The sequence below is a fragment of the Granulicella sp. S156 genome (assembly GCF_009766105.1).
Classification (GTDB): domain Bacteria; phylum Acidobacteriota; class Terriglobia; order Terriglobales; family Acidobacteriaceae; genus Granulicella.
On record NZ_LMUH01000013.1, the window covers coordinates 85,779 to 112,628 of the forward strand.

Annotated in this window: 21 protein-coding genes; 11 read left to right on the forward strand and 10 right to left on the reverse strand. The window is 58.0% G+C overall.

Features of this window, described 5'->3' with window-relative positions:
• Window positions 1-59: 59 nt before the first annotated feature.
• Window positions 60-710, reverse strand: coding sequence for a TetR/AcrR family transcriptional regulator (locus GSQ91_RS10365; RefSeq protein WP_158821485.1), 651 nt, complete (start codon window positions 708-710; stop codon window positions 60-62).
• A gap of 92 nt (window positions 711-802) precedes the next feature.
• On the opposite strand from GSQ91_RS10365, the gene GSQ91_RS10370 reads away from it, so the two are divergent.
• The 5 genes from GSQ91_RS10370 to GSQ91_RS10390 all read left to right on the forward strand — a co-directional run bounded on the left by GSQ91_RS10370 (window position 803) and on the right by GSQ91_RS10390 (window position 4,569).
• The gene (locus GSQ91_RS10370) at window positions 803-2,251 is read left to right on the forward strand and encodes an FAD-dependent monooxygenase (RefSeq protein WP_158821486.1); all 1,449 of its coding nucleotides are present in this window, start codon (window positions 803-805) and stop codon (window positions 2,249-2,251) included.
• A 74-nt stretch (window positions 2,252-2,325) separates the two neighbouring features.
• Window positions 2,326-2,874 carry a DUF177 domain-containing protein gene (locus tag GSQ91_RS10375; protein ID WP_158821487.1) on the forward strand — a complete coding sequence of 183 codons (549 nt, stop codon included), beginning with the start codon at window positions 2,326-2,328 and terminating at the stop codon, window positions 2,872-2,874.
• 83 nt (window positions 2,875-2,957) lie between these two features.
• On the forward strand, window positions 2,958-3,143 hold the full coding sequence (rpmF, locus tag GSQ91_RS10380) for a 50S ribosomal protein L32 (RefSeq protein WP_158821488.1): 186 nt from the start codon (window positions 2,958-2,960) through the stop codon (window positions 3,141-3,143).
• Between the two features lie 40 nt (window positions 3,144-3,183).
• Window positions 3,184-4,200 (forward strand): phosphate acyltransferase PlsX, encoded by a 1,017-nt coding sequence (gene plsX / locus GSQ91_RS10385; RefSeq protein ID WP_158821489.1) that lies wholly within the window; start codon window positions 3,184-3,186, stop codon window positions 4,198-4,200.
• A gap of 69 nt (window positions 4,201-4,269) precedes the next feature.
• On the forward strand, window positions 4,270-4,569 hold the full coding sequence (locus GSQ91_RS10390) for a DUF5076 domain-containing protein (protein WP_158821490.1): 300 nt from the start codon (window positions 4,270-4,272) through the stop codon (window positions 4,567-4,569).
• A 103-nt stretch (window positions 4,570-4,672) separates the two neighbouring features.
• On the opposite strand, the gene GSQ91_RS10395 is transcribed toward GSQ91_RS10390, so the two are convergent.
• Window positions 4,673-4,936, reverse strand: coding sequence for a hypothetical protein (locus GSQ91_RS10395; RefSeq protein WP_158821491.1), 264 nt, complete (start codon window positions 4,934-4,936; stop codon window positions 4,673-4,675).
• 377 nt (window positions 4,937-5,313) lie between these two features.
• Here GSQ91_RS10395 and GSQ91_RS10400 point away from each other — a divergent pair, with 377 nt between their 5' ends.
• From GSQ91_RS10400 to GSQ91_RS10415, 4 genes are all read left to right on the forward strand, one after another.
• Entirely contained in the window at window positions 5,314-6,237 is a 924-nt protein-coding gene (locus GSQ91_RS10400) for a bifunctional 5,10-methylenetetrahydrofolate dehydrogenase/5,10-methenyltetrahydrofolate cyclohydrolase (RefSeq protein WP_371417104.1), read from the forward strand.
• A 4-nt stretch (window positions 6,238-6,241) separates the two neighbouring features.
• Window positions 6,242-6,913, forward strand: a complete 672-nt coding sequence (coaE, locus tag GSQ91_RS10405) for a dephospho-CoA kinase (RefSeq protein WP_158821493.1) — start codon at window positions 6,242-6,244, stop codon at window positions 6,911-6,913.
• 74 nt (window positions 6,914-6,987) lie between these two features.
• Window positions 6,988-8,202, forward strand: a complete 1,215-nt coding sequence (locus GSQ91_RS10410) for a S1C family serine protease (RefSeq protein ID WP_158821494.1) — start codon at window positions 6,988-6,990, stop codon at window positions 8,200-8,202.
• Between the two features lie 378 nt (window positions 8,203-8,580).
• Window positions 8,581-12,711, forward strand: coding sequence for a TonB-dependent receptor (locus GSQ91_RS10415; protein WP_254064567.1), 4,131 nt, complete (start codon window positions 8,581-8,583; stop codon window positions 12,709-12,711).
• A 410-nt stretch (window positions 12,712-13,121) separates the two neighbouring features.
• Here the strand turns inward: GSQ91_RS10415 and GSQ91_RS10420 are convergent, their stop codons facing one another.
• The 7 genes from GSQ91_RS10420 to GSQ91_RS10450 form a co-directional block, all read right to left on the reverse strand.
• Complete coding sequence (locus GSQ91_RS10420) at window positions 13,122-16,574, reverse strand: TonB-dependent receptor (RefSeq protein ID WP_158821496.1); 3,453 nt, start codon at window positions 16,572-16,574, stop codon at window positions 13,122-13,124.
• Between the two features lie 347 nt (window positions 16,575-16,921).
• A complete protein-coding gene (locus GSQ91_RS10425) occupies window positions 16,922-17,329 on the reverse strand; it encodes a DUF2237 family protein (protein ID WP_158821497.1) in 408 nt (135 codons plus the stop codon).
• A 24-nt stretch (window positions 17,330-17,353) separates the two neighbouring features.
• A complete protein-coding gene (locus GSQ91_RS10430; RefSeq protein WP_158821498.1) occupies window positions 17,354-18,892 on the reverse strand; it encodes a hybrid sensor histidine kinase/response regulator in 1,539 nt (512 codons plus the stop codon).
• Entirely contained in the window at window positions 18,874-19,287 is a 414-nt protein-coding gene (locus GSQ91_RS10435; RefSeq protein WP_158822160.1) for a response regulator, read from the reverse strand. The genes GSQ91_RS10430 and GSQ91_RS10435 overlap by 19 nt, the downstream gene beginning before the upstream one ends.
• A 52-nt stretch (window positions 19,288-19,339) precedes the next feature.
• Complete coding sequence (locus GSQ91_RS10440) at window positions 19,340-20,761, reverse strand: ATP-binding protein (protein ID WP_158821499.1); 1,422 nt, start codon at window positions 20,759-20,761, stop codon at window positions 19,340-19,342.
• 151 nt (window positions 20,762-20,912) lie between these two features.
• Window positions 20,913-22,550, reverse strand: a complete 1,638-nt coding sequence (locus GSQ91_RS10445; RefSeq protein WP_158821500.1) for an ABC-F family ATP-binding cassette domain-containing protein — start codon at window positions 22,548-22,550, stop codon at window positions 20,913-20,915.
• A gap of 56 nt (window positions 22,551-22,606) precedes the next feature.
• Window positions 22,607-22,942 (reverse strand): hypothetical protein, encoded by a 336-nt coding sequence (locus tag GSQ91_RS10450; RefSeq protein ID WP_158821501.1) that lies wholly within the window; start codon window positions 22,940-22,942, stop codon window positions 22,607-22,609.
• A 111-nt stretch (window positions 22,943-23,053) separates the two neighbouring features.
• On the opposite strand from GSQ91_RS10450, the gene GSQ91_RS10455 reads away from it, so the two are divergent.
• Together GSQ91_RS10455 and GSQ91_RS10460 are read left to right on the forward strand one after the other, a co-directional pair.
• Window positions 23,054-23,614, forward strand: coding sequence for a hypothetical protein (locus tag GSQ91_RS10455; RefSeq protein WP_158821502.1), 561 nt, complete (start codon window positions 23,054-23,056; stop codon window positions 23,612-23,614).
• A 123-nt stretch (window positions 23,615-23,737) separates the two neighbouring features.
• Entirely contained in the window at window positions 23,738-24,340 is a 603-nt protein-coding gene (locus GSQ91_RS10460; protein ID WP_158821503.1) for a hypothetical protein, read from the forward strand.
• 302 nt (window positions 24,341-24,642) lie between these two features.
• Here GSQ91_RS10460 and GSQ91_RS10465 read toward each other — a convergent pair whose 3' ends face one another.
• Entirely contained in the window at window positions 24,643-26,697 is a 2,055-nt protein-coding gene (locus tag GSQ91_RS10465; protein ID WP_158821504.1) for a DUF6600 domain-containing protein, read from the reverse strand.
• Window positions 26,698-26,850: the final 153 nt, after the last annotated feature.

Sequence of the window (26,850 nt, forward strand, 5' to 3'; positions counted from 1 at the left end):
TTGCCGGCCGTTCGTTCTGCTCTATTGACTCAAGAGCGAAGGGGTGTCCACAGAGGGGCTCATTTCAAGCCCGCCTGCAAGAGGTCAAAGGCACGACTAGTCGCCCGTATAGCTTCTGGGTAACGGTCTGCGGCAGACTGACCGTTCAAAATACATTCGTGGTTCATGAGGGCGAGTTCATGCAGGACCATGATGATCTGCACGGCTGCGAGTCGCGCAGTGAGGGGATCTGAACCATTCCCTTGAAGCTCTTTGGCGAGGGCGTCTATGCCCCGCGAGGTATAGCGCATCACTCTTGCTTGCAGACTCTCAGTGCTTAGAACCAACCGGAAAAAAGCGCTGATCTCCGGATCGTCGTTTAGGCCGGTGTATGGATCGCGGCGTTGCAACGCGCTTAGCTGGAATTCGCGCAATGCCTTCAAGGGCGACTGACCGGTTCGCCGTGCCCGGACTGTCCTGGCAGCTTCATCCTCATGGTCGGCGAATCGCTGTAGGACAAGGTCTTCTTTCGCCGGGAAGTACGAGAATAAGGTTCGCCTGGAGACCCCGGCCGTATGAGCAATTTCAGTGATGGAAACCTGGTCGAATCCTGATTCAAGGAACATGCGAATTGCCGTAGCTCCGATCGTTTCGCGGAGGCGCAGCTTCTTGCGCTCCCGCAATCCATCGGTTCCGTCACCAGGCACGACCTTTGGAACCAAATTTTCCATTGCCCAGCCCCTCAAAAGTAGACTTAGTGTACTATTAATCTATAAGTAGACTAAGTCTACTATTTGAATAAGTCTACGAGGAGTATGAAGTCATGGAAACCGATGTCATCGTTGTTGGGGCCGGCCCCGCCGGCTTGATGCTGGCAAATGAGCTCATGCTGGCTGGAATATCGACAGTAGTTCTGGAAAAGCGGCGCACGCCGAGCACACAGTATCGGGCGGATGGCCTGCAACCGCGCACTGCTGAGGTGCTTGATCTGCGTGGCCTGCTCGATCCAATCATGGACCGCGCTCTTCCTCGTGGTGACATCGGTGGGCACTTCGCTGGGCTCCCAGTCGAACTGGACTGCAAGCCATGGGGAACACGTCACCCGTACCCGGTCGCGATACCGCAGCATCGGCTCGAGGCTTACTTAGAACAGCGGCTCGTTGACGGCGGAGTACCAGTGCTTCGCGGACATGAGGTGTCGACGGTTGAGCAGGATTCTCAGGGCGTCACAGCCGGCGACATTCGCGGAAGATATCTCGTCGCATGTGACGGTGGCCATAGTACGATCCGTAAACTGCTGGGCGTGTCCTTTCCCGGTACATCGGGCACAATGGCTGCCGTTGCCGCGGACATCACTCTCGCATCCCGGTCCGCCGAGGTTTCCACGAAGTCAGAACATTTCAGTCAGTACATAAAGTCCGCTAACGGGTTCTTCAGCGTGCTGCGTCCTGTCGAGGGCGAGCTCTACAGGATTTTATTCGGCAAGCTCTCTGGGGAGAGTCCAGCGCGCGACGTGCCTGTTTCTGCCGATGAAGTTCGAGAGGCGTTGCTGGCGGTCTATGGACCTGAGACGGAGTTGGGAGAGCTCCGCGAGGCGTCCCGATTTAGCGACGCCACCCGCCAGGTTGAGCACTACCGCGCAGGCCGAGTGTTTTTCGCTGGAGATGCCGCGCACATTCATTTGCCAATCGGAGGTCAAGGCGTAAACCTTGGCATTCAAGACGCAGTCAATCTCGGCTGGAAACTTGCCGCGACAATACGCGGGTGGGCACCGGATGATTTGCTGGACAGCTATCACACGGAACGTCATCCCGTGGCCGCACGTGTCCTGAAAAACACACGCGCACAAGGTGTCATCACCAATCCAGATCAGGACGTGAACGTCGCTGCGGTGCGGGAGATCTTCATTGAGCTTCTCCGGTTGCCCGAGGCCAACCGCTTCATCTCTGGCATGATCTCTGGACTCGATCTTGAGTATCCCGGAGTAGGCCCACGCCTGATCGACTTCGACGTGACCATTCAGGATGGTCCAACTCGAGTAAGCCGTCTGATGCACTCTGGCCGGGGATTGCTGCTGTCACTCGATGAGACACCAAGATCGACTGGCGGCTGGGCCGACAGGGTCGATCATGTTGTCGCCAAAACCAAGGAGGACCTCGCCGCTGTTCTAGTTCGACCTGATGGCTATATCGTTTGGTCCGCCAATGAAGGGCCATCGCTTGAAGCCGCATTAACTCGGTGGTTCGGACGCCCGAAGGACATACACAGCTGATCTCTTCTCTCTATCAGGAATCGCCGTCGATTCCGACCAATTGACTCACCCCTCCGTTAGTCCTACGCTTAATCATGCTCATCACTCCCGCACAACTCGCCGAAGAACCACTGAAGCTGGACGAAAGTCTTGCTGCCGGCGCGATCGAATATGCCCCGGACGTCCGTCAGATCGGGCCGTTGAAGCTCCATGGCCAGGCCGAACTGATCGTTGAGCATCGCGGCCCCAAGGAATTTGTGGAAGATATCCGCCTGCGCGCGCACTTTGGCGGCATGTTTCAACTGCTCTGCGCACGCTGCCTGGACCCGGTCGAACAGTACCTGAGTGGCGATTTCGACCTCATTTTCAGGCCGGGTGGGGTGGATAATGAGCCCGGCGAACACGCAATTACTGAAGATGAGACCGAAATCGGGTATTATGAAGACAGCGGCCTGCTGCTGGAGGACGCCGTGCGTGAGCAGGTGCTTTTAGCCCTGCCCGGACGGACGCTCTGCCGGGAGGACTGCAAAGGCCTCTGCCCGCAGTGCGGCGCCAATCGCAATACCGCTCCATGCGGCTGCGAGGAACGGCCGGCCGATTCCCGCTGGCACGCTCTTGCAGGGATCGCCGATCCGAAAGCCTGAGCCCGCAACGTGTTTGAATACAAGACTTCGGCCACTAGAAGACGCCAACGCGCTTCGCGGCCAACGATGTTGAGAGGAATACCATGCCTAACCCGAAACGGCGCCACTCCAAGCAGCGCACCGCCAAGCGCCGCAGCCACGACTTCCTGACCCCCACCGGTGTTTCCGAGTGCCCCAACTGCCACGAGCGCAAGCTGCCTCATCGCGCTTGCAAGAAGTGCGGTGAGTACAAGGGACGCGCCGTGGTGGCCGTCAAGACAGCCGAGTAACTCCACAAATTTGAAGAAAGTGTCGTAACCCACGCGCGCCATGCCGATCGACATCGTTCTCGATGCCATGGGATCCGACAAGGCCCCCGAGCCTGAGATTCGCGGGGCCATTCTGGCTTGCCGCCATTTTGACGTTCGCGTTCACTTGGCTGGGCCGGAAGACTTGTTGCGTCCAAAACTGCGTGAGGCTCTCAAGGTCTACGCTAAACGCGAGCGTGTGCCCGTCTTTATCGCCCAGGCCAGCGAGTGGATCAGCATGGACGACAAGGCCGCTCAAGCGGTCCGTTCCAAGCGTGACTCCTCCATGCGCGTGGGTCTGAAGATGGTGCGCGAAGGCCGCGCTGCGGGCTTTGTCACAGCCGGCAATACCGGCGCAGCTATGGCTACGGCGAAGATGGTGCTGGGCTCGCTTTCAGGCGTCGACCGGCCCGCGCTCGCGACGATTATGCCGACGACGACCGGGCGGCCCTCTCTGCTGCTGGATGCCGGCGCCAACGTCGACTCCGATCCTGAAAATCTTGTGCAGTTCGCCGTGATGGGGCACATGTATGCAAAAAATGTGCTGCACGTCGCGAGCCCGCGTATAGGCCTGCTTTCCATCGGAGAAGAGGACGGCAAGGGGAATACGCTGACGCGCGATACGCTGCCCCTGCTGCGCGAGCTGAAGGGCATCAACTTTATCGGCAATGTCGAAGGTCGCGATCTCTTCAACGGACACGCCGATGTGGTGGTCTGCGATGGGTTTGTAGGCAACGTCGCACTGAAGACCTGTGAGGGCACGGCGAAGCTGCTGAGCGTCTCGCTGAGGGACAGTCTCAAGTCGACGGTGACGTCGCAGGTGGGTGCACTGCTCTCGCGCAAGGCCATCGCGGACTTCAAGAAACGGCTGGACTACTCAGAGTACGGGGGAGCGATACTGCTAGGCGTGCGTGGCGTCTGCATCGTCGGGCACGGTTCGTCGAACGAGCGCGCGATTATGAACGGCATTCGCGTCGCTGCAGAGTTCGCACAGGCCGAAGTGAATACGGGAATCGAAGCCGCGCTCGCCGCACGCTAGGGCCCGGTAGGATTATTCGATTGGCGGCCCTACGCGCCTCAGCTGTGGGTAGAGAATCGGGAGGATTGTATGTCTGGCAACAAGTATCTGGATCCGCCGCCGGCAGCGGTACGGGACAAAGCGTCGTTTGAGCTATTGCGCGTGTGGGTGGCCGAGCAGGGGCAGCACGTTAGCCTGCGCCCCGGCACGTGGGATGATCCGTTCGCCTGGGGTATAGTCCTCGCGGACCTTGCGCGTCACATCGTCAATGCGGAGTCGATACACCGCAAGAACTTCGATGAGGACGCATTTCTCGAACGCATGCTCGAAGGGTTCCGTGCCGAAATCGAGTCGCCGACAGATGATCCTGAAGGCGAGATCATGCAATAGAGCGGTTTCACCGCTGCTGTAGTCTTGCCGAGCTCTTGCTTTGTGGTTTCATCGAAACCCACGCGAACGTCTTTCGCTCCGGCCCCATCTACGCTGAAATCGCTTACATCACCCGCGCGGCGAGTTCCAAGGCTGCCTGGATATGTTCCGCCCTGCTGCCGCAGACTTCAATCTTTGAGGCTGCATTGCGGGCTTCGTGCGTTGAACATCCGTAGCCGCGCCCGGTAAGAAAGTTTGCCACAATCTCTGCAGCCTGGAAGGAATCTACGCCTGATCGTAACAACTCGTTGCGAAGCACCGTGAGATCGTTGGTGTTGAATTTTTCAATGCCATAGGCAATGTCCTGCCGATTATCCTTTTCTTTCACTAAGTGCACCTCGTCGTATGGTATCGACACCAATATCAGCGCGTAGTTGTCCGCGTATGGTGCTCGTCGTTAGTTAGATGGTTTATTGGGTGGTGGATTTATACCTTTAGAGGTAACTAGACGAAATTGGGGTTGCTCCGCCGAAGCGCTTCCTGGAAAGAAATTTCGTACATTTTGTAAAAAAGGTTGTTTTGCAAAAATAGTTGTCTTACAGCCGGCGCGATAGGATCGCGATACGATAGAGATAGAGCGGTATCAATGTCACTAGAGCTCTGAAAATGCTGGAGAATGCCATTTTTCTTGAAAAATGGCGTCAAGCCCGGTAGCACCGAGTAAACCCACATTGATACCGCCCAATGCCCGATTTGGATGTGAAGATGCGTGTTTTGGATGGTATTGCGATAGCTGGCGAGATCAAAGCCGAGGTCGCACGTGAGGTAGCTGCAGCTCGTGAGGCGGGATATACGCCCGGGCTTGCGGTAGTGTTGGTGGGCGATGTGGCGGCGTCACAGATCTATGTTCGCAGCAAGGTAAAGACTTGCGGCGAACTGGGGATCTACTCCGAGATGCACACCCCTCCGGAGAGCATTACGACGGAAGAGTTGCTCGCTCTGATCGGCTCGCTGAATGCGCGGGACGAGATCGACGGCATCCTCGTGCAGTTGCCGCTGCCGAAACATGTCGATACGGAGCGCCTGCTGGAAGCGGTCGTGCCGGAGAAGGACGTCGACGGCTTTCACCCCATCAATGCTGGACGGTTGTTGAGTGGAGCGCCGACCGAGCAGGTGCTTGCACCCTGTACGCCTGCGGGCATCATGGAAGTCCTTCGCCGCAGCGATATTCCCGTTGCTGGACAGCGCGCCGTCGTGCTCGGACGCTCGAATATTGTAGGCAAGCCCATCGCCGCGATGCTGATCAATGCTTCGGCGACGGTGACGGTCTGCCACTCGCGCACGAAGGGGCTCGCGGAGATCGCGCGTGAGGCCGATATCCTTGTTGCCGCCATTGGACGGCCCGGATATGTGACGCCGGAGATGGTGAAGCCTGGTGCGACGCTGATCGATGTCGGCATCAACCGCCTGACAGAGGCCGCTGAGGTTGAGAAGTTCTTCCCTAATAATGCAGCGCGACGTGAGGGTTTTCTGAAGCGCGGGTCAACCGTCATCGGAGACATCGACCCTGCGGCGTTTGAACTCTCCGGAGCCTATACGCCTGTCCCCGGCGGTGTTGGTGCGCTGACCATTGCGATGCTGATGTCGAACACCGTGAAGGCCGCGCGCATGCGGCGAAACAGGAACTAGCGCGATGTTGCGCGTCGGTCTTACAGGCGATCTCGGCAGTGGTAAATCGACCGTCGCACGCATGTTCGCCGAGCGCGGTGCCGTGCTGCTTTCGTCCGACGAGATGGGGCGCGCGATGATGCAGCCAGGGCAGCCTGTCTACGCCGCCATCGTCGAGCGCTTTGGAAGGGAAGTCATCGCAGGCGATGGTTCGCTTGACCGCGGGGCACTGGCGCGGATGGCCTTTAGCGACGGGCGTGTCGAGGAACTGAACGCGATCGTGCATCCGGCGGTGATTGCGGAACAGGCGCGCCAGATTAAGAAGCTCGCCCGCAAACATCCGGACGCTATCGTCATCGTCGAGTCTGCTCTGCTATTTACGACGAAGCACGGCGATTCCGGCCAGTCTGGTCAGCCTTGGCACGATCGCTTCGACCGGATTGTGCTGGTCACCGCGCCGGAGGAGCAGAAGATCGCGCGGTTTGTAGAGCGGGCTGCCGCAGGCCGCTTGCTCGACCCTGAAGAGCGGGCAACGCTCGAAGCCGATGCGCGTGCGCGCCTCGCGATGCAGACGGCGAATGATGCGCATGCGGCGGAGTGCCTTGTGATTCGGAACGATGGGGATCTCGTAGCGTTGTTGCAGCGAGTTAGCGCCGTTTGGCGAGAGTTGTGTCAGGTGGCTCAATTTGAACCCTAATGCTGTCTCACGACCCCTGAAACGCTAAAATTCTAGGAGCACGCTCGTTACAGGGTGTTGCCAAGGTCATGCTGATGAAATTGCGTCCTATTCTGCTCGTGCTTTTGATTGTCTGTGGCTTCTACTACCTCACCACCCGCATGATGCCTGTAGGGGCGCTCGCTGGCTTGCTGCATCACGCACTGCCGCCCGACGTCGCCGCTCCCCCCTCGCTCAGCGGGCCGGTGGGCAGTCTTTCTCTGACCGAAGCCTCTGCGGCTCCGGCCTTCGACACTGAGGAGCAGCAGAACATCGCTGTGTACAAGCGTGCACTGCCTTCGGTGGTCAACATCACCAGCACAGCGGTTGCCTTCAACTTCTTCTACGGTCCGGTTCCGCAGCAGGGGCAGGGTTCCGGTTTCATCCTCAATAAGGATGGCCTCATCCTGACCAATAACCACGTCATCGACAACGCCCAGCGAGTCGAAGTGACGCTCTGGAATACGCACCACTACAAAGCGGAGGTGAAGAGCATAGACAAGGCTCACGACCTCGCCCTCATCAAGATCGACAACGCGCCCGACCTCGTCCCGGCCACACTGGCTGGTTCGCAGGGGCTTGTGGTGGGTCAGCGGGTCTATGCCATCGGCAATCCCTTTGGTCTCTCGGGAACGATGACGCGCGGCATCATCTCGGCCATTCGCTCTATACGTGGAGAGGAGGGCAACCCCATCGAGGATGCCATCCAGACCGACGCCGCCGTCAACCCTGGCAACTCCGGTGGTCCGCTGCTGAACTCACGAGGCGAGGTCATCGGGATTACGACGCTCATCGCGTCAAACCCCAATGGTGGCGCGGACCAGTCAGCGGGCATCGGCTTTGCCATTCCTATCGACACGGCCAAGGCGGCGCTGGACGACTTTGCGAAGTACGGCCACGTTCGCCGGCCGTCGCTCGATATCATCACGTTGCCTATCGGCCCAGACATTGCCGAGCAGATCGGTCTACCCGCGGACTATGGCATCTTGATCGAGAGCGTAACGCACGGCGGCGCTGCGGAACGTGCCGGTCTGCACGGTGGCACACAGAAGGCCTGGAAGGGCAACACGCCGGTGATGCTCGGCGGCGATCTGATCGTCGGTGCCGACGGCCAGAAGATTACGACACCCCAGGATCTGTCGACTGTACTCAATTCGCATCATGCTGGCGATACGATTTCGATCGTTATCTTCCGTGGCCGCCAGCAGATGAATGTGAAGGTCACGCTTTCCGATGCAGCTGACAAGCCGGCAGGTGGCCAGCAAACATAGATGACCGCATAGTCCCAATTTGAAGGGCCACCGTTCGCCTGACAGCCTAAGCGTCAGACGAGCGGTGGCCCTTTAGTCATTGAGCTGGGCTGCGTACGAGATTGCCCTTCCACAAGTAAAACTGACCGCCACGAGGCGGCTGTTTGGGCTGTTATGCGGATCCGCGCATTATTTTCTTGAATTTGCGCCGCAAGCCGCTCAGACTGTTTTATATTCCTGTCATCCGTTCTTCATAATCTGAGCCAGAGAATACCTGCAACCTAGTTACAGAGATGCAGAAGTTACCTCATTTCCCGCAAAATTCATAGATTTGCTAACCAAGAAGGGATACAGATGAGAAGTTATTTTTGGAGGCAGTTCAGAGGTTTTTGTTGCTTGATGGTTATAGCGGCGTTTTCGTGCCTGACCACAGCGAACGCGCAGCAGACACTGGGTTCGATCAACGGAACGGTCCTCGATCCCTCAGGCGCCGCAGTTTCCGGTTCAACGATCACCGTCACCGACGCCGAAATTCATTTCACGCGAACCGTAAACGCCCAGTCCAATGGTTTTTTCCAGATCTTCAATCTTCCCGTTGGAACCTACAAAATCCAGGCCACGCATGATGGTTTCGACACCACTGAGATATCCGGTATCTCCGTGCAGGAAGCGGGCGCAACCACTCTCAATGTCACCTTGAAGGTGGGGCAGGCAACGACGTCGGTCGAAGTTACTGCCAACACTCTGCTGAACGCCACCGACTCTACTAACGGCTATACGCTGGACAAGGAGCAGATCGCGCTTACGCCGCTGGCTACGGGGAGTTTTACGCAACTTGCTGTGCTCTCGCCGGGCGTCAACTCTGAGTTGCTTAGTGGCCTGGACTCTAACGCAGGACTGGGCAATCAGCCCATCTGGGCCAACGGACAGCGTGATACTTCCAACACCTTCCAGGTGAATGGTGTCGATACGACAAACCTCTTTAACGGCAAGAGTTCCAGCGGATCGACCTCGCAGCGGTACAACTTCAATATCGGTGCTGGCAGTACGTCCGCTTCCTCTTCGGCTGGCAGCGCTACGGTTGGCGGCGCGAATCCGGTCGGGACCTCTGTGTACGGCTCCAACGGTAACAGTCTGCCCTCTCCTGTTCCCGAGACTATCCAGGAGATGCGCGTTAACACTTCGATGTACGACGCCCAACAGGGCGCAACCAGTGGTGCGCAGATCGATGTCAACACTCTGAGCGGTACCAATAGCTTCCATGGGCAGGTCTATGGGACCTTTGCCAATAACTCTCTAAATGCCAGCCCGTTCTTCTTCAATCAGCAGTATTTGCTTGGTCAAAGTGGCGTTGGTGCATTTCCCGAGTCCCTGGAAAATCCAGCGCTGCATCGCTGGACCAGTGGGGCAACATTGGGCGGTCCTTTGAAGAAGGACAAGCTGTTCTTCTTCCTTGGCTATCACCACCTCTATGCCTCGGATCAGTCCACCGGTCTATCTCAGATGACCGTTCCTTACGGACTTACGGATGATCGCTCGACTTCAGGCATCATCAATGCGCTTACCAGTTGGAACGCCGGGAAGCCGGTTAGTGGCCTGGGTACCACTACACCATTCAACAATATTGCGATGGCATTGCTACAGGCCAAGCTGCCCAACGGCCAGTACCTGATTCCATCAAACCAGATACCAAACCAGACTGCTTTTGTGTCTGGCGTTCCTAACGTAACTCTGCTGGGTACCTCGGTCATGACCTCCAACCAGGCGGTAGCCGATTTGGATTATGACGTGAGCAAGATCGATCGGCTTTCGTTCAAGTACTACTATCAGACCGATCCCGTTACAAAGCCATACGGCTTCTCTCAAACCGGTGGATTTCCCACAAGCCAGGACAATGGATCTCAGGTTGGCGCGCTCGATAACACCATTACCATCGGTTCACATTTGAACTGGGAGCAGCGCTTGGGCTATGCGCGCATGTACTCGTACAGCTACTACCAGCAAACGCTCGCAGCCGACCCGACTCTTGGTCCGAACTTTGGAATTGGGAGCGGAGCCGCTACCCAGGTGGGGCAATATACGCCTAGCCTATTGCCCGGTCTGCTACTCAGTGAGTTCGCCACTAACTCGACCGTGTCTCCGTCCCTCAAAGTTGGTCCTGACAGCGCTTTTGTCAATACGGGGTTCTATCAAAATCGTCTGAATCCCTCGACCAACGTGATCTATTCCATAGGTAGCCACACGATTTTTGCCGGTGGAGGCTATAGCTATACGCAGTTAAACATCGAGAACAATCGTACCGGCCTTCCGTTGATTGCGACCAAGAACTTTGAGACCTTTCTCCAAGGCACACCAAAGAGTTCAACCGATATCAATAGCATCTCGGGCGGGCACAATAACGCACACCGCTACTACCGTTCCAACGAATTGAATGGCTATGTTCAGGACAAGTGGCAGGCGCTGCCGACCCTGACCATCACTGCCGGCGTTCGTTACGACTACCACGGTGGCCTGACAGAAAAGTACGGCAACATGTTCAACTTCGATCCCAACGCCTATGACGTCTCCGGAACTACGGAAACAGGGTTTACGGTGAATAATAGTGGCTTCGTCATAGCCGGCAACAACAAAGCGGGCTTTGGGACCCCCGGCACAAGTGATTCGACTTTGACGGGCCGCCAGTGGGGCGTTTCGCCTCGTGTCGCTTTTGCCTGGTCGCCAAAGAAAGACAACAACAAGGTGGTCTTTAACGGCGGCGCGGGTATCTACTATGACCGCGGAGAACTTTACAGCTATCTGTCGCAACCGGCGGGCGGCGCTGCTTCAGGTCCTTTTGGTGTCACTGAGTCCGCTCCGCTCGTAAACGATATTACCGGCAACGGAACGAGCCTTTCCGATCCGCTGGGCAGCAACGGTACGGTCGCTCCCGCTGAAAATCCGGGTGCCATCACTGCTGAATTGCAGAGCACGCTTAATGGCATGACGGGCAATAGTGCTAAATTTGGCCCGAACTGCGGAGGCCGGGATAGTCAGGAAGGCTATCAAGACTGTCCGGATACCCTGTACTTCGGTGCTTACGACAAGAACAACGTGCTGCCCTACACCATCAATTACACACTTAAGATGCAGTGGCAGCCGAGAAATGATCTCGCGATTAGCATTGGTTATGTCGGCAACCGCGGTCGCCATGCTGTCATCCCGATTCCCTTTAACGAACCACAGATTGCCACCCCGACCAATCCAGCAATGGTGCTGGGTAAGAACCCCCATCCTAACGGAGAGCAGTACAGCTACGGCTTCGAGGTCCTGAACCAGAACAAGTTTCTTGGTTACGACTACGCACCTATCGCCAACGAGCCGTGGAATACGGAGAGCGGTGGCAACACCGACTTCCGTGCGCCGTACGTTGGCTACAACCCCAATGCTGCGCTCTTCAAGACAGTTGGCGTGTCTGCCTATGATGGTCTCCAGACACACATCGAAAAGCGGCTTTCTCACAACTACCAGGTCGGAGCTAACTACACCTGGAGCCACACTCTCGACGAGCAGAGCGACATCGGTCTTTTCTTTACGGGTGACGATCCCAGCCATCTGCGCAACTCGTGGGGTTCCTCCGACTACGACCGTACGCACGTTATCAGTATCAACTTCCTGGCTCAGCTTCCTAATATGGCCAAGGCACACTCGGCGCTATCTTATGTAGTGAACGACTGGGTCATGACTGGAATCGGCGTTATACAGAGTGGGGAGCCGTACTCGCTCTATGAGTTCTACGGCGCGGTTGGCAGCATCAACTACGGCGACTATCCCTTGTTGATGAATCCTGTGCTTCCGATCAAGAACCCATCCAACGTGAAAGCCGCTCTTACTGGCAATAAGGGTTCCTTCCGTGGAGTGGGTGGTAACTACATCCCGACCATCGATCCCAGCCAGATCGCAATCAACTATCTCCAGCCGGGTCAGAAGGGTATTCCTGTATCGACCGGCACCGATCCCCAGGATATCTATGAGACGGACTTTGCTCCTGGGAATCAGCGCAATATCTTCCGCCAGTCCTATCAGAAACGTGCCGATATTTCGTTCCGCAAGAGCTTCAAGGTATCGGACAGGGTCGCCATTCAGTATGCCTTCAACGTCTTCAACATCTTCAACACAACCAGCCTCGATGTGCCGCAGAACCAGACGCAGATCCGTCAGAGTTCCGCATGCTCCGCTTCGGCAATCGTAACGGCCAACAACCCTGATAACCAGTACAACTGTTCGAGTACCTACAACTACTACGTCAACTATGGCCAAATTGTGACTAGCAACGGTGTAGGCGATCAGCAGTCCGCACTGGCAAACCTGGATCAGAAGCCCATTATCAACGGCACTGGTAAGGGGATTACTGTTCCCTTGAACCTGACGAATGGTCAAGGCACCTGTACGACTGCTGGAGGATGCCCCAATAACGGCGCAAGCTTCGGTTCGGTCACAGGCACTATCGGTGGCTCACGTGCTATCACTATGGGCCTTCACATCACGTACTAATTCAACTAGTCCGCAGTAAGAAGGGCACGGCTTCATGGGAAGCCGTGCCCTTCTTGTTTGATAGGCTAGGCATCGTTGCCGCCGCACACTAGAGCATTTTCACCGATAGTGTGACGTGGTATTTTTCTACCCTTCGCACACCTTGTCATCTCGACCAGAGGCGGCGCTTTTTGCCGTCGTAGCGGAGAGACCTGCAATTTCTCCTGCGGCACTATTGCCTGCGTGGGCAACCTGCAGGTCTCTCCACTGCGCATGACGATAAAACCATCATGCTCCGGTCGAGATGACAGTTCTGAGGTAATTCATCCCTCGCATCACACCATCGGTGCAAACACTCTAGTGCTAAGAGAAGGCCGAAAACAAAACGGCCCGGATTGCTCCGGGCCGTTCGTTAGTAATACGTTTGAGAGTTAGAAGTACAACTTGCCGAGCAACTGTATCTGACGCTCGCCGTACAGCACGTTCGATGTAGTGAGTGGTGTGCCGAACGCTGCGAACGGCGTGAAGCAGCCGATAGCGGTGTTGGATGTTGCCACGGTTGAGGTAGTTGGGCAGCTCCCGCTGCCGTTTACCGACTGGGTATACGTTGCGTAGCTGTTGTTGACCGACAGGATGTTGCGGTGATTGACGAGGTTGAACGCTTCAGCCGCTATCTCAAACCGAAGTCCCCGGTAAGGGATTGGGAACTCACGCGAGACGCGCGCGTCCAGGTTGTGGAGGCCAGGTCCCTTGAAGGAGTTTCTTCCGGCGATTTGATCGGGTACGCGAGTCGCAGTGCCCGAAGTGAAGACTGCGTTGGTGACGCCGCCATCTGTGAGTTTGCGTGTGGGGTCGGTAGCGTATACGCCGCTGGTCAGGCCAGTTACCGTGCCGCTCACGAAGCCGGTGACGGGCAGACCGGTCTGCGCGGTGTAGGTTCCCGAAAGCTCCCAGCCATTGGCAGCGAATGCCGCATAGCGGTTAGCGATGGGCAGGTGCGTTTTGCCGAGCAGCGTTCCGACGAAGCGACCCCGCATATCGAGGTCCGAGCGCGCATATTCGGCGGCGCGTCCCTGGTGCGGTCCAAGTGCAAACGGAATCAGCGGAGCGTCGGTGCCGTTGAAGGTGCCGTTGGTGCCCGATGCCTGACCGTCATCCATGCTGTGTGCCCAGGTGTAGTTCGCCAGCACTTCTACGCCGTTGCTCAGGGGCTTGCGCACCGAAGCGACGAAGGAGTGGTACCAGCTATTGACGTCCGAGAATCCGGTCGCTACAGTCCCGGTGCTGCCGTACAGCTTATTGGTATACACCGGCACGCTGAAGGAACTCACTGCGCCCGAAGCGTTGGTGTACTTGTAAGTCAGGTCGTTGCGAACCGACGAAGGATCGACGTTGGTATCGACGTAGACCGGCAGGTGCAGACCACGGTTGCCGACGTAAGAAACCGTCAGTGTCGTCTTCAGTGGAAGGACCTGTTCTACTGCCAGATCAATCGACTGCGATTGTGCATTCTGGAAGCTGGGATCCATGCCGCGGATGGTGATGGTTCCAGCAGGAATAGAGGATAGTCCTGTCGGCGTGATGGCGGCACCGGTCACCTCATTGATCGGCGCAGGTCCAGGTGGCGGATAGATAGGTACGCCACCGACCGGAGCGTAGGAGACATACGACCCCGGATTGTCATAGCAGCGGTTCGCACCCGCTGCCGGCGTGCAGATTGTGCCATTCGCAAGCTTCGCGCCGGAAGCGGCGTACGGTACCGGCGAGCCGACAGAGTTGATGGGGCCATACTGCTTCTGATAGACGCCATTTTCACGACGCAGTGTGTAGTAGGCCGAGTTGGAGGTCTGACCGTAGAAGATGCCATAGCCGCCACGAACTACTGTGCCGGGATAGGGGTTCCATGAGAAGCCGATACGCGGCTGGAACATCTTGAGATCAGGGTTGATCTGCGAAGTCGCATTGAAGGCGACGGGATTCGTGGTGTTGGGACGATCCGGACCCGGCACAAGCTGCGCGTCATAACGCAGGCCCACGCTGAGCAGGAAGTTGGATGTCGCCTTCCAGGAATCTTCGATGAAGCCATCGATGTTCTGGTTCCAGAAGTCATCTGCGCCTATGCCGGTCAGCTGATCGACAGTCTGGCTAAATGAGTTATAGTGACGAACCGCGCTGGCGGAACCAGCAGTGCCAACGGTCGGATTGACGCTAAAAACGTCTTGCACCCAGTTGGCGAAGTTGAGTTCGGGCAGTGAGTTCGAGTAAGAAAAGCTGCCATCGCCGCCGAAGAGATTGGCGATCTGCTCATGGACGAGGTTCAGGTCGAAGCCGGCTTTGATGCTATGGTGGCCGACTGTAAGCGAGTAGATGTCGGTAATCTGCCAGCGATGCTCGTCCGGGAAGGCTCCACGGGGAAGAGCGGAGGTCTCACCGTAGGCGATCAGGTTGCTCAGGCTGTTAGCTGGGCCGCCCGAGTTCGTTCCGGCAGTCTCCAGGTCGCGTGCCCACTGGAAGTGGACTACGTTTGCCGCGTGGTTCGAAATCGCAGTCTCCGCGTTCGCGACGAAGAAGCGTTCGTGATAGCTGTTGGGACCGTTCTGCGAGATGCCACCGTTAGAGACAGTGGTGGAGGAGTTGTACCCGTTCGGCTGCTTGAAGTCCTCAAACAGGAAGCTGGCCGAAAGATGAGTCTTGCTGTTGAGCTGATAGTCGAGGCGGGGGAAGTAGACATCCTGTGTGACGTCGCGGCCAAAGGCTCCGAGCTGTGTCTGCAGATAGTTCACAGCAGCAGAGCACTGTGTGGCCGAGACGTTGGGTATTGTGGTCGGATAGATGGCGGTTCCATCGACGACAGGGGTAGTGCTGCCATTGCAAAGATTCACAAGGTTAGCGACGCTGGTCGTTCCTGTGTTGTAGGTCGAGGTGTACGCAATCGGGTTCACCTTGCGGTAGCCGTCATAGGTGAAGTGGAAGAACAGCCTGTCCTTCATGATCGGGCCGCCGACGGAGACGCCGAACTGGTGTTGCACCTTCACCGGCTGCGTGTAGATCTTGTTGAACTTGTTGACGGCGTCGAGAGCATTGAGTCCTGGTGTGCGGTAGTACTCATAGGCATCGCCGTGGAACTGATTGCCGCCAGACTTGGTGATGGCATTGATGATGCCGCCGGCTGCGCCGCCGAGCTCGGCCGAGTAGCCGGTCGAAGAGGACTCGAATTCCTGAATGGCATCTACGGGGTAGACGTACGGTGCTCCAACGGAACGGCCGCGCGCTTCTGAGAAGAATTGCTGGTTGTTATTGGCGCCGTCGACGATATTGGTGTTGTACAGGCCGGAGATGCCGCGATAGGAGATGAGGCCTGTGTTGCCGTCGGGGACGACGTTGGGCGTCAAAAGCACGAAGCTGTCAAAACGGCGGCTGGCGACTGGGAGGTTGGCGACGAGCTGCTGGTCGACCACCTGCGATCCTTCCACTTTTTCAGTATCCAGGAGCGGTGCGTCGGTGGTGACGATAACCTCCGTGGAGACGCTGGCGTTTGGCAGGGCCGCATCCACCGTAGTTGTGGCGCCGACCGTAACATCGATGTTTTTGCGATCGATCTTGCCGAAGCTACCCCCACCGGCGACCACTTCATACTTGCCCGGCTGCAGGAAGCCCGCAGCATAGTGGCCTTCCGAATCGGTCGTCAGGGTACGGGACGCTCCTGTTCCGGTGTTGTTAATGGTGACTGTGGCTCCCGGTACGAGCGCGCCCGAGGCATCACGGACGGTGCCCGAGATGCTGCCGAGAGCGGCGTTCTGAGCCATGGACGGCAGCGCCGTACATAGAGCCAACAAGGTCACGGCTGCTACAGCGCGGAGGGAATTCGCAAAGGTTGCTTGCATGCGAGGCACTAGCTCCTGAAATGAGGTACGGGCAGAATCTCTCTGCCGGACGATAGATTTCAGCGTTTACTGCGGCCTCTGCTCTTCATTACGGAATTACGGACCGGTTCAATCTACGCTGCATTCTGAATAAGTGAATAGATCCAGACTCATCCAATGAAGAGTGATATGTCAAGATAAGGCGTGATTTGTATTAGACGGAGATTCGGCGAGAAAGAACTCAAAAATCGGAATCCATCATCGATCTTCCGCTAATTTCGCTCAAGAAATAGAAAATAAAAAGCTTACGCCTCAACGAAGGGCTGTGGGATGGGCAAGCTTGCTGTGAATAGAGAGTTAAATTTCGCCTAGTGCAGAGTCTCGGGGATGACCGCGAACTGCAGCAGGATCTCGAAGGGCACGATCTCCAGCGTGTCTTCATGCGTAGCTTCGAGGACAACCGGGCAGGCGGCTCCGGCTTGCTGTACTTGCAGCCATCGAGCTGCGCAGACACACCAGCGGTCCCCAGGCTTGAGTCCCGGAAAACCGTACTGTGGCATCGGCGTCGAAAGATCGTTGCCTAGCTGTGCCGAGACAGCCAGAAACTTCTCCGTGACGATGCAGCACACCGTGTGCACACCAAGATCGTCCGGTCCTGTGTTGCAGCAGTTATCGCGATAGAAACCGGTCACCGGAGCCAGAGGATCGAGGCCGCAGGCTTCCAGGGGCTGGCCGAGCACATTCTTCTTGGACGAGAGTTGGTAGCTTTGTGCCATGGCATGATTCTACCTCTGTGGCGCTCAACCCTCTCGCGTTGCCGCTATTTTTGAAGACGCGTTGACCGGCAGCCGGATGCGGATGGTTGTGCCACGTCTGCCCGTGGTGCAGGAGCGCAACCGCAGCGTTCCGCCCTGTTCTTCTACGATGCCTCGCGTCACCCACAGCCCCAGCCCGGTTCCGCGTTCGCCCTTGGTGGTAAAGAACGGCTCGAAGATCGCCTGCAGATTCACTGGGTCGATGCCATGGCCGTTATCGGCGACAGTTACCACCGCGAAGCCTCCTGTCAGACGCGCGCGCACCTGAATCTTGCCGCTGCTGCCCTCCATCGCCTCCAGCGCGTTGCCGACGAGATTCGCAAACACCTGCCGCAGCGCCGGATCGTAGTGTGCCGAGTTGATGTCGCCGGAATAACGCGTGGTGATCTCGACGCTGTGCTGCTTGGCACGAGTCTGAAAGAGCTGGACAACCTCCTCGAGCATCGTGCACAGATCGATGGTGCGTCCCGGCAGTTTGCGATAGAAGCTCAAGGTGGAGCGCGTAATGTGCCCTACGCGTTCGATCTCGCGAGCCGCGATCTCAACCAACTCGCGTGATTGTGTGGGCAGGTCTTCATGCGTCTGTAGCAGGTAGAAGAGGTTGGTCAGCGCTTCCAGCGGATTGTTGATCTCGTGCGCAAGCGTGTTGGCCATGCGTCCAGCCGCAGCCAATCGCTCGGAGTTGATGAGCCTGGTCATCAGCTCTGTGGTCTCGCGTTCCGCAGCCTTGCGTGCGGAGATATCTTCCACCACCCACAGTACGGTGGGCTGCGGATGGCCATCCGGCTTGAGCAGCGAGGCGGTCAGTTGTGCGGGAAAGGTCGATCCGTCATAGCGCATCAGTGTGCGCTCCACGCGATAGCCGCTTCTGCGGCCGGCGATCAGCTCGGCATGGATGGAGCGGTCCAGTTCGCGCTCGGAGGAGAGAAGGAAGTCCCGCAACTGCAGTGCGAGCAGTTTTTCGATGGGCTCACCCAGCATCCCTGCCAGCCGTTGATTGACCAGTAGAAAGCGCCCCTCGATCGAGGTGTGGGCCATGCCGACCGCAGCCTGGTTGAAGGTTGCGGAGAAGCGCTGTTGTGCCAGCCGCAGTTCGGCCTCTGTGCGCAAACGCTCCTGGCGCAGGCCGGCGTCTGCCAGCTCGCGCTCGATCGCCGGAAGCAGGCGTTCGAGGTGGCCTTTCAAAACATAGTCGTGCGCTCCGGCGCGCATCGCATTCACGGCTGAGACTTCGTCGATCGTGCCCGAGACGATGATGAAAGGCAGATCGATGCCGCTCTTCTGAATCAGCTTCAGGGCATCGCGCGCGCCAAAGGCCGGCAGCGTGTAGTCGGCGATCACGAGATCCCAGCGGTCGGGCTCCTCAAGAGCAGCTTTTAGCTCGGATGCCGTCTCGATGCGGCGCGCGTCAACCTTGTATCCCGCGCGCGAAAGATGGCGCTGGAGCAACAGTGCGTCCTCTTCGTAGTCCTCGATAATGAGGACCCGCAGTGGCGCTTCGGGGTTTATTGCGACGGTGGGCATTGATTGAGCAACAACCAGTACATGCCGAGCTGCTTGGTGGCTTCGGCAAAATCGGTGAAGTTTACGGGCTTCCGGATATAGCTATTCACGCCCAGGCGATAGCTGGCGACGATGTCGCGCTCTTCGTCCGACGAGGTCAGCACGACTACCGGCAGAATGGCTGTTTTGTCGGAGGCGCGAATGACCCGCAGAACCTCGAGGCCGTCTACCTTAGGCAGCTTCAGGTCGAGCAGAATGAGCTGAGGTACCGCGTTTCCGTTGGTGATACCGTTGAGATACTCGATGGCTTCTGTACCATCGCGGGCAACCCGAATCTCATTGGCCACATTGGCTTTACGAAGCGCTCGCAAAGCCAGCGCTTCGTGATCCGGATCGTCTTCTACCAGGAGAATCATAGGCAACCGTGAATCCTTCCTACAACAAGTTGTGCCACAGAGAGCCAGGCCATTATGCGGCGAGGGTGAAGAAAAATGTTGCGCCGTTGCCAAGTTCGCTTTCGGCCCAGATGGAACCCTGATGGCGGCGGATAATGCGCGAGACAGTCGCCAAACCTATTCCCGAACCCTTGAAGTCACGGTCCCCGTGCAAGCGTTGGAAGGCAGTGAATAGACGGTCGACGTATTGCATGTCGAAGCCCGCACCATTGTCTCGAATGAAGTATACGGTGCGGCCCTCTCGCACGTCACTGCCGAATTCGATGCGCCCCTCCGGTGTCCGCGAGGTGAACTTCCAGGCGTTGCCGATCAGGTTTTCCAGCGCAATCCGCACCAGCCTCGGATCGGCCTGTGCCAGCACTCCGGGTTGGGCGACGAAGACGATCGCCCGATCATGATCGGAGGCGGTAAGCTCGTCGAACACCAGCTTCGCGAGCTGCGAGATATCCACGCGCTCGCGATGAACCTCAGAACGGGTCACGCGTGAGAGCTGCAACAGGGAATCGATCAGCATGCCCATGCGCTGCACACCGTTGCGTATGCGCGCAATGTAGTCGAGACCCTCGTCGTTCAGCTTGTCGGAGAAGTCCTCCATCAGCGCGAGCGAGAACCCGTCAATGGTCCGCAGCGGCGCGCGCAGATCGTGCGAGACCGAGTAGCTGAACGCCTCAAGCTCCTGATTCGATTCCGCCAGCTCCTGCGTCCTCTCCTCCACTCGTCCTTCGAGTTCGGTGTTCACTCTCGTCAGCTCATTGTTGAGCGCCTCGATTGAAGCCGCATCCTCGGCGATCTGAAGGTGACTGCGGTGGGCGCGAACCAGCTGTTCAAAGGCAGCGGCAATCAGAAGGATATCGAGCAGCGAGACGGCAATGAAGCTGATCCATACTTCTTTGCTGGCATTCTTTGTCTCACGGGTGCGTTCGATGAGCAAGCGATGCTCTTCGGCTTCAATCTGGCTGATGGCATACGCGACGCTCTGACCACCACCGGGATAGTCGGTCAGCAGTGGTTCCAGGAGGTTTGGTTCTATCGGGCCTGCTGATGAATTGCCGGAGCGTAGCGCGTTGGCGGAGTCGAGCGTGCCCATCTTCGCCGCTACCCGCGTGCGCAGGTACGCGATCCGCTGCTGCTGCGATTCGCTGTCGGCTGTGAGCCGCTGGACCTCGTCGATCTCTGCGTATACGCCCTGCGATGAGGCATGGTATTGCTTCTCGAAGGCAGGCGAACCTGTGAGGATGTAGCCGCGCACGGCGCTATCTGCCGTACGCATGTTCAGAGCCAGGCTTTCGGTGTGCGAAAGAACGTCCAGCGTCTGCGACAGCCAGCCCTGCGTCGTAAACAGCTTGCTCAGCGAGCGCCAGGCCATCCACGTATTCAGAAGTACAACAAGGATCGCGCCCGCCATCAACAGGCGATAGATGTCGCTCTTCTTCATACAGTTCCAAGCTATCAGACTGCAGAAACACGGCAAGAGTTGTGTCGGCTATCGGTCAGTTCCCGGTGTCGATACCGGGAACTGACAAACTGCTACTTCGAGGCCATCGCCAGCTGCGGCTGGTACTCCTGTTGCTTGCGCGTTTGCACGGTTATTTGGTGCTCATCGCCAACTGCTGTTGGTACTCCTCGTAAGGCCCCTTGTGGTCCGTGATGCGGAAGTCGGTGGGGCCGCCCTCGAAGTGCCAGATACGCGTGCCTGCCTCTTCGATCAGGTCCTGATCGTGAGTGACCAGAAATACCGTGCCTTCGTACTTCTGGATCGCCTGGTTGAGCGCGTTGATGCTCTCCAGATCAAGATGGTTCGTGGGCTCGTCGAGTACCAGCACGTTGGGCTTCTGCAGCATGATCTTGCAGAAGAGCAGTCGCGCAGCCTCGCCGCCGGAGAGGGCATCGGTCTTCTTCAGGCCTTCTTCGCCACGGAATAACATCTGTCCGAGGATGCCGCGGATGTCTTCCTTGGTGGCCTTGGGGTCGTACTGGTGCAGCCAGTCGCTGGCCGTCATGCCGAGCTGGATGGAGCCCTTGTGGTCCTGTGCGAAGTAGCCGATCTGTACCTCGTGGCCCCACTTCACAACACCCGAATCGATCGAAACATCCTTCTCTTCAACGCCAGGACCGTTGGCCAGCAGAGCTTTTAGCAGCGTAGTCTTGCCCTGGCCATTGCGGCCGATGAGGACTACCTTGTCGCCACGCGTAACCGATGCGGTGAAGTTATTGATGACATGCTCGGTCTTGCCGTCGGGCTGCGTGTAGGCCTTGTTGACCTGCTCGAACTCGAGGACGTTCTTGCCGGAGGGGCGCTCCATCTTGAAGCTGATGAAGGGGCGCGCAATATTGGAGCGAGCCAATTCGCTTGTAGCGAGCCGCTCGACTTCCTTCTTACGCGAGTTCACCTGCGAAGAGCGCGTACCTGCCGAGAAGCGGGCGATGAAGTCGTTAAGTTGCGCGATCTTCTTCTCGCGCTGTTCGTTCTGGCTCTCGATGCGGGTACGGACGCTGGTCTTCTGCAGCACCATATCGTCGTAGCCGCCGTTGTAGGTAATGATCGTCTCGTAGTCGATGTCGGCGATGTGCGTGCAGACGTTGTTGAGGAAGTGCCGGTCATGCGAGATGGTGATGACCGTGCCGTTGTAGCGGTTGAGAAACTCTTCAAGCCAGTGAATGGACTCGAGATCGAGATAGTTCGTAGGCTCGTCGAGCAGCAGCGCCTGGGGATTGCCGAACAGTGCCTGCGCCAACAGCACGCGCACCTTCTGGCCGCCCTGCAGCTCGCTCATCTTGCGCTCGTGCAGCTCGTCGGGGATATCGAGTCCCTGAAGCAGAACCGCGGCGTTTACCTCGGCCTCATACCCATCCTCATCGCCGACGATGCCTTCGAGCTCGCCCAGCCGGGAGCCGTCTTCGTCCGTCATCTCGGGCTTGTTGTAGATGATTTCGCGCTCCTCCATGGCCGCCCACAGGGACTTATTGCCCATGATGACGGTGTCGACAACGCGATAGGCATCGAACTCGTACTGGTCCTGTTTGAGGACGCCAATTTTCTTGGGGCGGACGACGGTACCCTTTTGGGCTTCGATCTCGCCGGTCAGCACCTTCATAAAGGTGGATTTGCCGGCGCCGTTGGGCCCGGTCAGGCCGTAGCGACGGCCAGTGGTGAACGTCACGGAGACGTCCTCGAAGAGCAGCTTTGCGCCGTAGCGCATGGTTACATTAGAGACGGAGATCATCAACTATATTTTCTCACGACGCACCTGCGATAGGCTTGCGGTGCGTATGAGCCGTCTTAATGCGGCTGGAACGACCCCACCGGGCAATTCTCACGCTCGATGGGGCCGCCCGGGCGATCGATGTGGAAGCTGTAGGCACAGTTGATGTTGGAGCTGCCGCTGGCTGCCGGATACACATATAGCGTGTGGTTGCCGGAGTTGTAGATCGTCAATGAATCCTTGATGTTAGAGCCGCTGAACTGGAACTCAAGGCCGCTGTCTGTTCCGCGCGCGGCCGAGTCGGACGTTGAGGGCTGGGCATGGACACTGGAGTTCGCTCCATGGGCCCACCATCCGAGGGTAGCGGCGAAGGTCAGCAGGGCAAGGTCGCGAACGAGTGGTTTGGCTTGCATGGTCATACTCCTGTGCATCAGGGATGACTGTAGGACGAAGCCTGAACTGGATGGTCTCGCCGAGTAAGGCATTTAGTTGCCGGGCAAGAAAGAAAGTACCAGAATCGCGGTTTGACTCTGGTATCCTTCGCTGCAACCATCATGTCCATCACACCTCCAAACTTCGATCAAGCGGAGTACATCGATACCCCCGTTCTGCCGCCGGCGGAGTTCGACTCCGCACTCTTTCTGCGTTCGCTTGCGTTTGGTGTCGCCGGGGCCATCCTGGGAGCCGTCATCTATGCGGCGTTTATCGGCATCACGCATATTGAGATCGGCTATCTCGCCGTTGGCGTGGCTTACCTCGTCGCAAAGGCTATGACGATGGGTTCCAGTGGACGGGGAGGACGCCCCTATCAGATTGCAGCGTTAGTGATGACCTGCGGTGCGGTGGCCTTTGGCAATGCGCTGTTGCTGTGGTGGGGTGTGCGTAAGGATGGCGTGAATATTCCAATATCTGCGCACAACATCGTTGCGCTTGGGAAGTACGGCTTTTTAAAACCGTTCCTCGAATTCCATGATTCTCCTGGGGGAGCGATCCTGGGACTGTTCATTCTTTTTATCGGCCTGCGCGCAGCCTGGCGCATGACGTCTGGTGAACCCGGAGCTGTCCGGCATCCCTTCGCTCGCTAGAGCGATTTCACAGTAGGTGCAAGCCGGAGCGAAAGACGGTTGCGTGGTTTTCTCCCAAGGAAAACCACATTGCACAATCTTTGCTGGATTTCAGTAACTGTGAAATCGCTCTAATATTGTTTAATGCCGCTCGACTCACTCAACTTCCATCGCGCCGAGTACGGCAGCGCTACGACCCTGGAAAACTGCGAGTTCTGCATGCGCGGGCTGGACAGTGGGTACTTCAACGTGGACAAGTATCGCGTTTGCAGTCCCTGCGCCGTGCGCGTAGGGGACATACAGGCCGCGAACACTCGTGCTGTGTTTCTGCGCTCGATCGCCACCGGGAGCCTTGCCGCCGCCATGTCCGGCCTGGTGTATTTTTCGCTCTTTCGGCTAACCGGCGGTTGGATGGTCTTCGCCGCAATTGGCGTCGGCTACGCCATCGGCAAGGCTATGAGGATCGGTTCTCACGGTTTTGGAGGCCGCCGCTATCAGGTGATGGCTGCGTTGTTGACCTATATCGCCGTCATTCTGGCTTCTACCCTTGCGGTCATGAGATCACCCGATGTACCGTTCTGGGCCTATCCGGTGCTCTTGTTTGCGCCGTTCATCCAGATGTTTGTTGGACACTTCAGCCTCGCAGCGCTGCAACTGCTCTTCGCCTGCGTTGGAATGCGTTGGGCGTGGGGGCTTATGGCCGGTAAGTCCTTGAAGATCACAGGCCCACACCCGTTTGGCGATTGATCTGCGTTAAAGCATTTTCCTGAGTAGTTGTGATGTGCCTCTTTCAATCCCACCCCTACCGTGTCATCTCGACCGGAGGCGGCGCTTTTGCCGCCGTAGCGGAGAGACCTGCAGGTTGCAGAGCGCGATGCAAATGTTTGTGGCGCGCTTTGCGTCAAGACCTGCAGGTTGTTTGCACCAGCACTATCGCCTGCGCGGACAATCTGCAGGTCTCTCCACTTCGCATGACGATAAAACCATCATGCTACGGTCGAGATGACAGTTCTGTGGTGGTTCTTCCCTGCATCAGCACGACTCAGCTCTTACTTCTTACCACCGCCACTTGGCGGCGACGGACGGCTGGGTGGCGGTGGCGCGGGGCGCGGAGCCGGTTGGGGATGTGGAACCGACTCACGCTGCTGGGGTTCTCCAGCCGGACGATTCTCGCGCACGTTTTCCATCTGCCGAGGGCCCAGCGGACGTCCCGGGTCGGTGCTCTCGATGGCTTGTCGCTGCTGCTCGAAGTTCGCATTCGGCGACGGTGGCACAGCGCGATTGACCAGAGGACGCTGCTCGGGTGGTGCCGGCCGCTGCTCCTCGAGGTCCGGGGTACTGCGGCTAACCGTCGGACGCACTTCAGACGGATTCTCCTGCGGTGTCACCGGCTGGCGAGTGGAGGGCGGCATCTGCTCGATGCGACGCTCAGGATTGGGCTGATTGACTTCTCCCGTGGAGGGCGGAACCGGTTGATTGCCTATGGGTGCCACGTACTGCTCCCCGGACTGGCGTACGGGTAATCCGCCCGGCTGTGTGATGGGCCGTACGCTCGTCGGCGGTGCCGGACGGGAGACTGGCCTTGTGATGGTCACAGGTTGATTGCGATCTCCCTCAAGAGTCCGGGTCTCATCGGTTCGCGTCTCCAGCACAGGCCGCTGGATCTGCCGTGGCACAGCCCGTGCTGGCGTGGAGCTGACAATCTCCCGTGTCGGCGTCACCATCGGATGCGGCAGCACCGTCGCCTGCGCCAGTTGCTGGGCAGGGAGATGCAGTGCCGCACGGGACACAGACCGTCCTGCGGCAAACTCATTTTGCGGCACGGCTACCGTCGCCACCTGACGGTTCACATACACGCGATTGACGACCGTGTTGTTGACGTAGACGTTCGTCGTGCGCTGGTTGTAGATGTTCCGCACCTCGACGGTATTGCGGTTGTAGATGTTGGTCACATTGACGCGATTCGTATAGAGCGCGCTGGAGTGATACCACGGCACATACGGCTCACGCGGGCCCAGGGGGAACCATGCGGCCACACCCGTGCCGCCGACTGCGAACCGCGCCCCGCCGACGAACACTACCAGCGCCGGTGAGTAGATGGGACGCACGACCCGTGGTCCCGGTACCCATCCCCAGCGGTTGCCGAAGCGGCCCCAGCGGCCATAGTGGAAGGGCGCGAAGCCCCACGGCTCCTGCTCCACCCAGGTCCATCCCCACGGAGCGATCCAGGCCCAATGGCCGTAGCAGTAGGGCTGCCAGTCTGCGGCAACGCCACTCGGATACCACACGGGGCCATCGTCGGAAGAGGAGTTGTCCCAACTGCCATAGTTGCTGAGATCGTCGGCGCCGATGGTCTCCGAGTTTACGTAGTTGCCTTCACCGGACTCAGCGCTCTGGTACGTGTTGTCCCGGCTGGCGGAGAAGTTGTCGAGGGCATCGGGCCTGGCAGGCTGTACATCCTGCGCGGTCACCGGATTGGATCCGGCAAGCTGCGCCGATTCGCCCGGCTGCAACACCTGCTGGAATCCCTGGGCGTTCACCTGCGCCTGCCCGGAGAGCAGCGTCACGACGGTGGTATCGCTGTTGGGATAGACATCGACGCGAACATCGCCGGGGGCGAGCACGGTCACGGCGGCGTTGGGGGTGTCGAGTTCCAGCGTCGTGCCTGGGTTGAGCGCGAACGTGCGTACGTGCACGCTACCCTGTGCCAGACCGAACTGCTGCAACTGGTCGGTCATCGCGGTGACCGTGAAGTCGGTCAGTGCGCCCAACCGTACGGCAACCTGGCCGGTTTCAAGCTCGGCCTGGGCGCCGTTGTCGGTGTAGAGGCGGTCGCCGGTTGTCAGCGGATAGTTGAGGTTCGCGGGGCTGAAATCGTTGACGCTCGCAGGCTGCAGCGAGACGTTCCCGTTAAGCACGCTCAGCCGCGCCACCACGGATGGCGGATCCTGCTGCGACGCGTTGGGATCGTCTGGTGGTGCCGAATCCTCCTCTTGGGCCCGAACAGCAACGGGAGCCAGCAGAAGCGCAAAGGTGAGTGCGGCAAGCGGCCATGCACGGCCGGATAAACGGAAGTTACTGCGAGAACTTTGTTGCCTTACCATCACTTCACCTCGGGCACGATCGATCAGCGCTCACGAGTGTAAACCCTGTGTCGGAAGAAAAGGTTTGGTTTTGTCCCTACTTTTTCTTTTCTTCGTCATCTTGTGGCAAGAAGGCAACGTCCAATACGTGTCATTCAACGGGAGTGGAGAAAC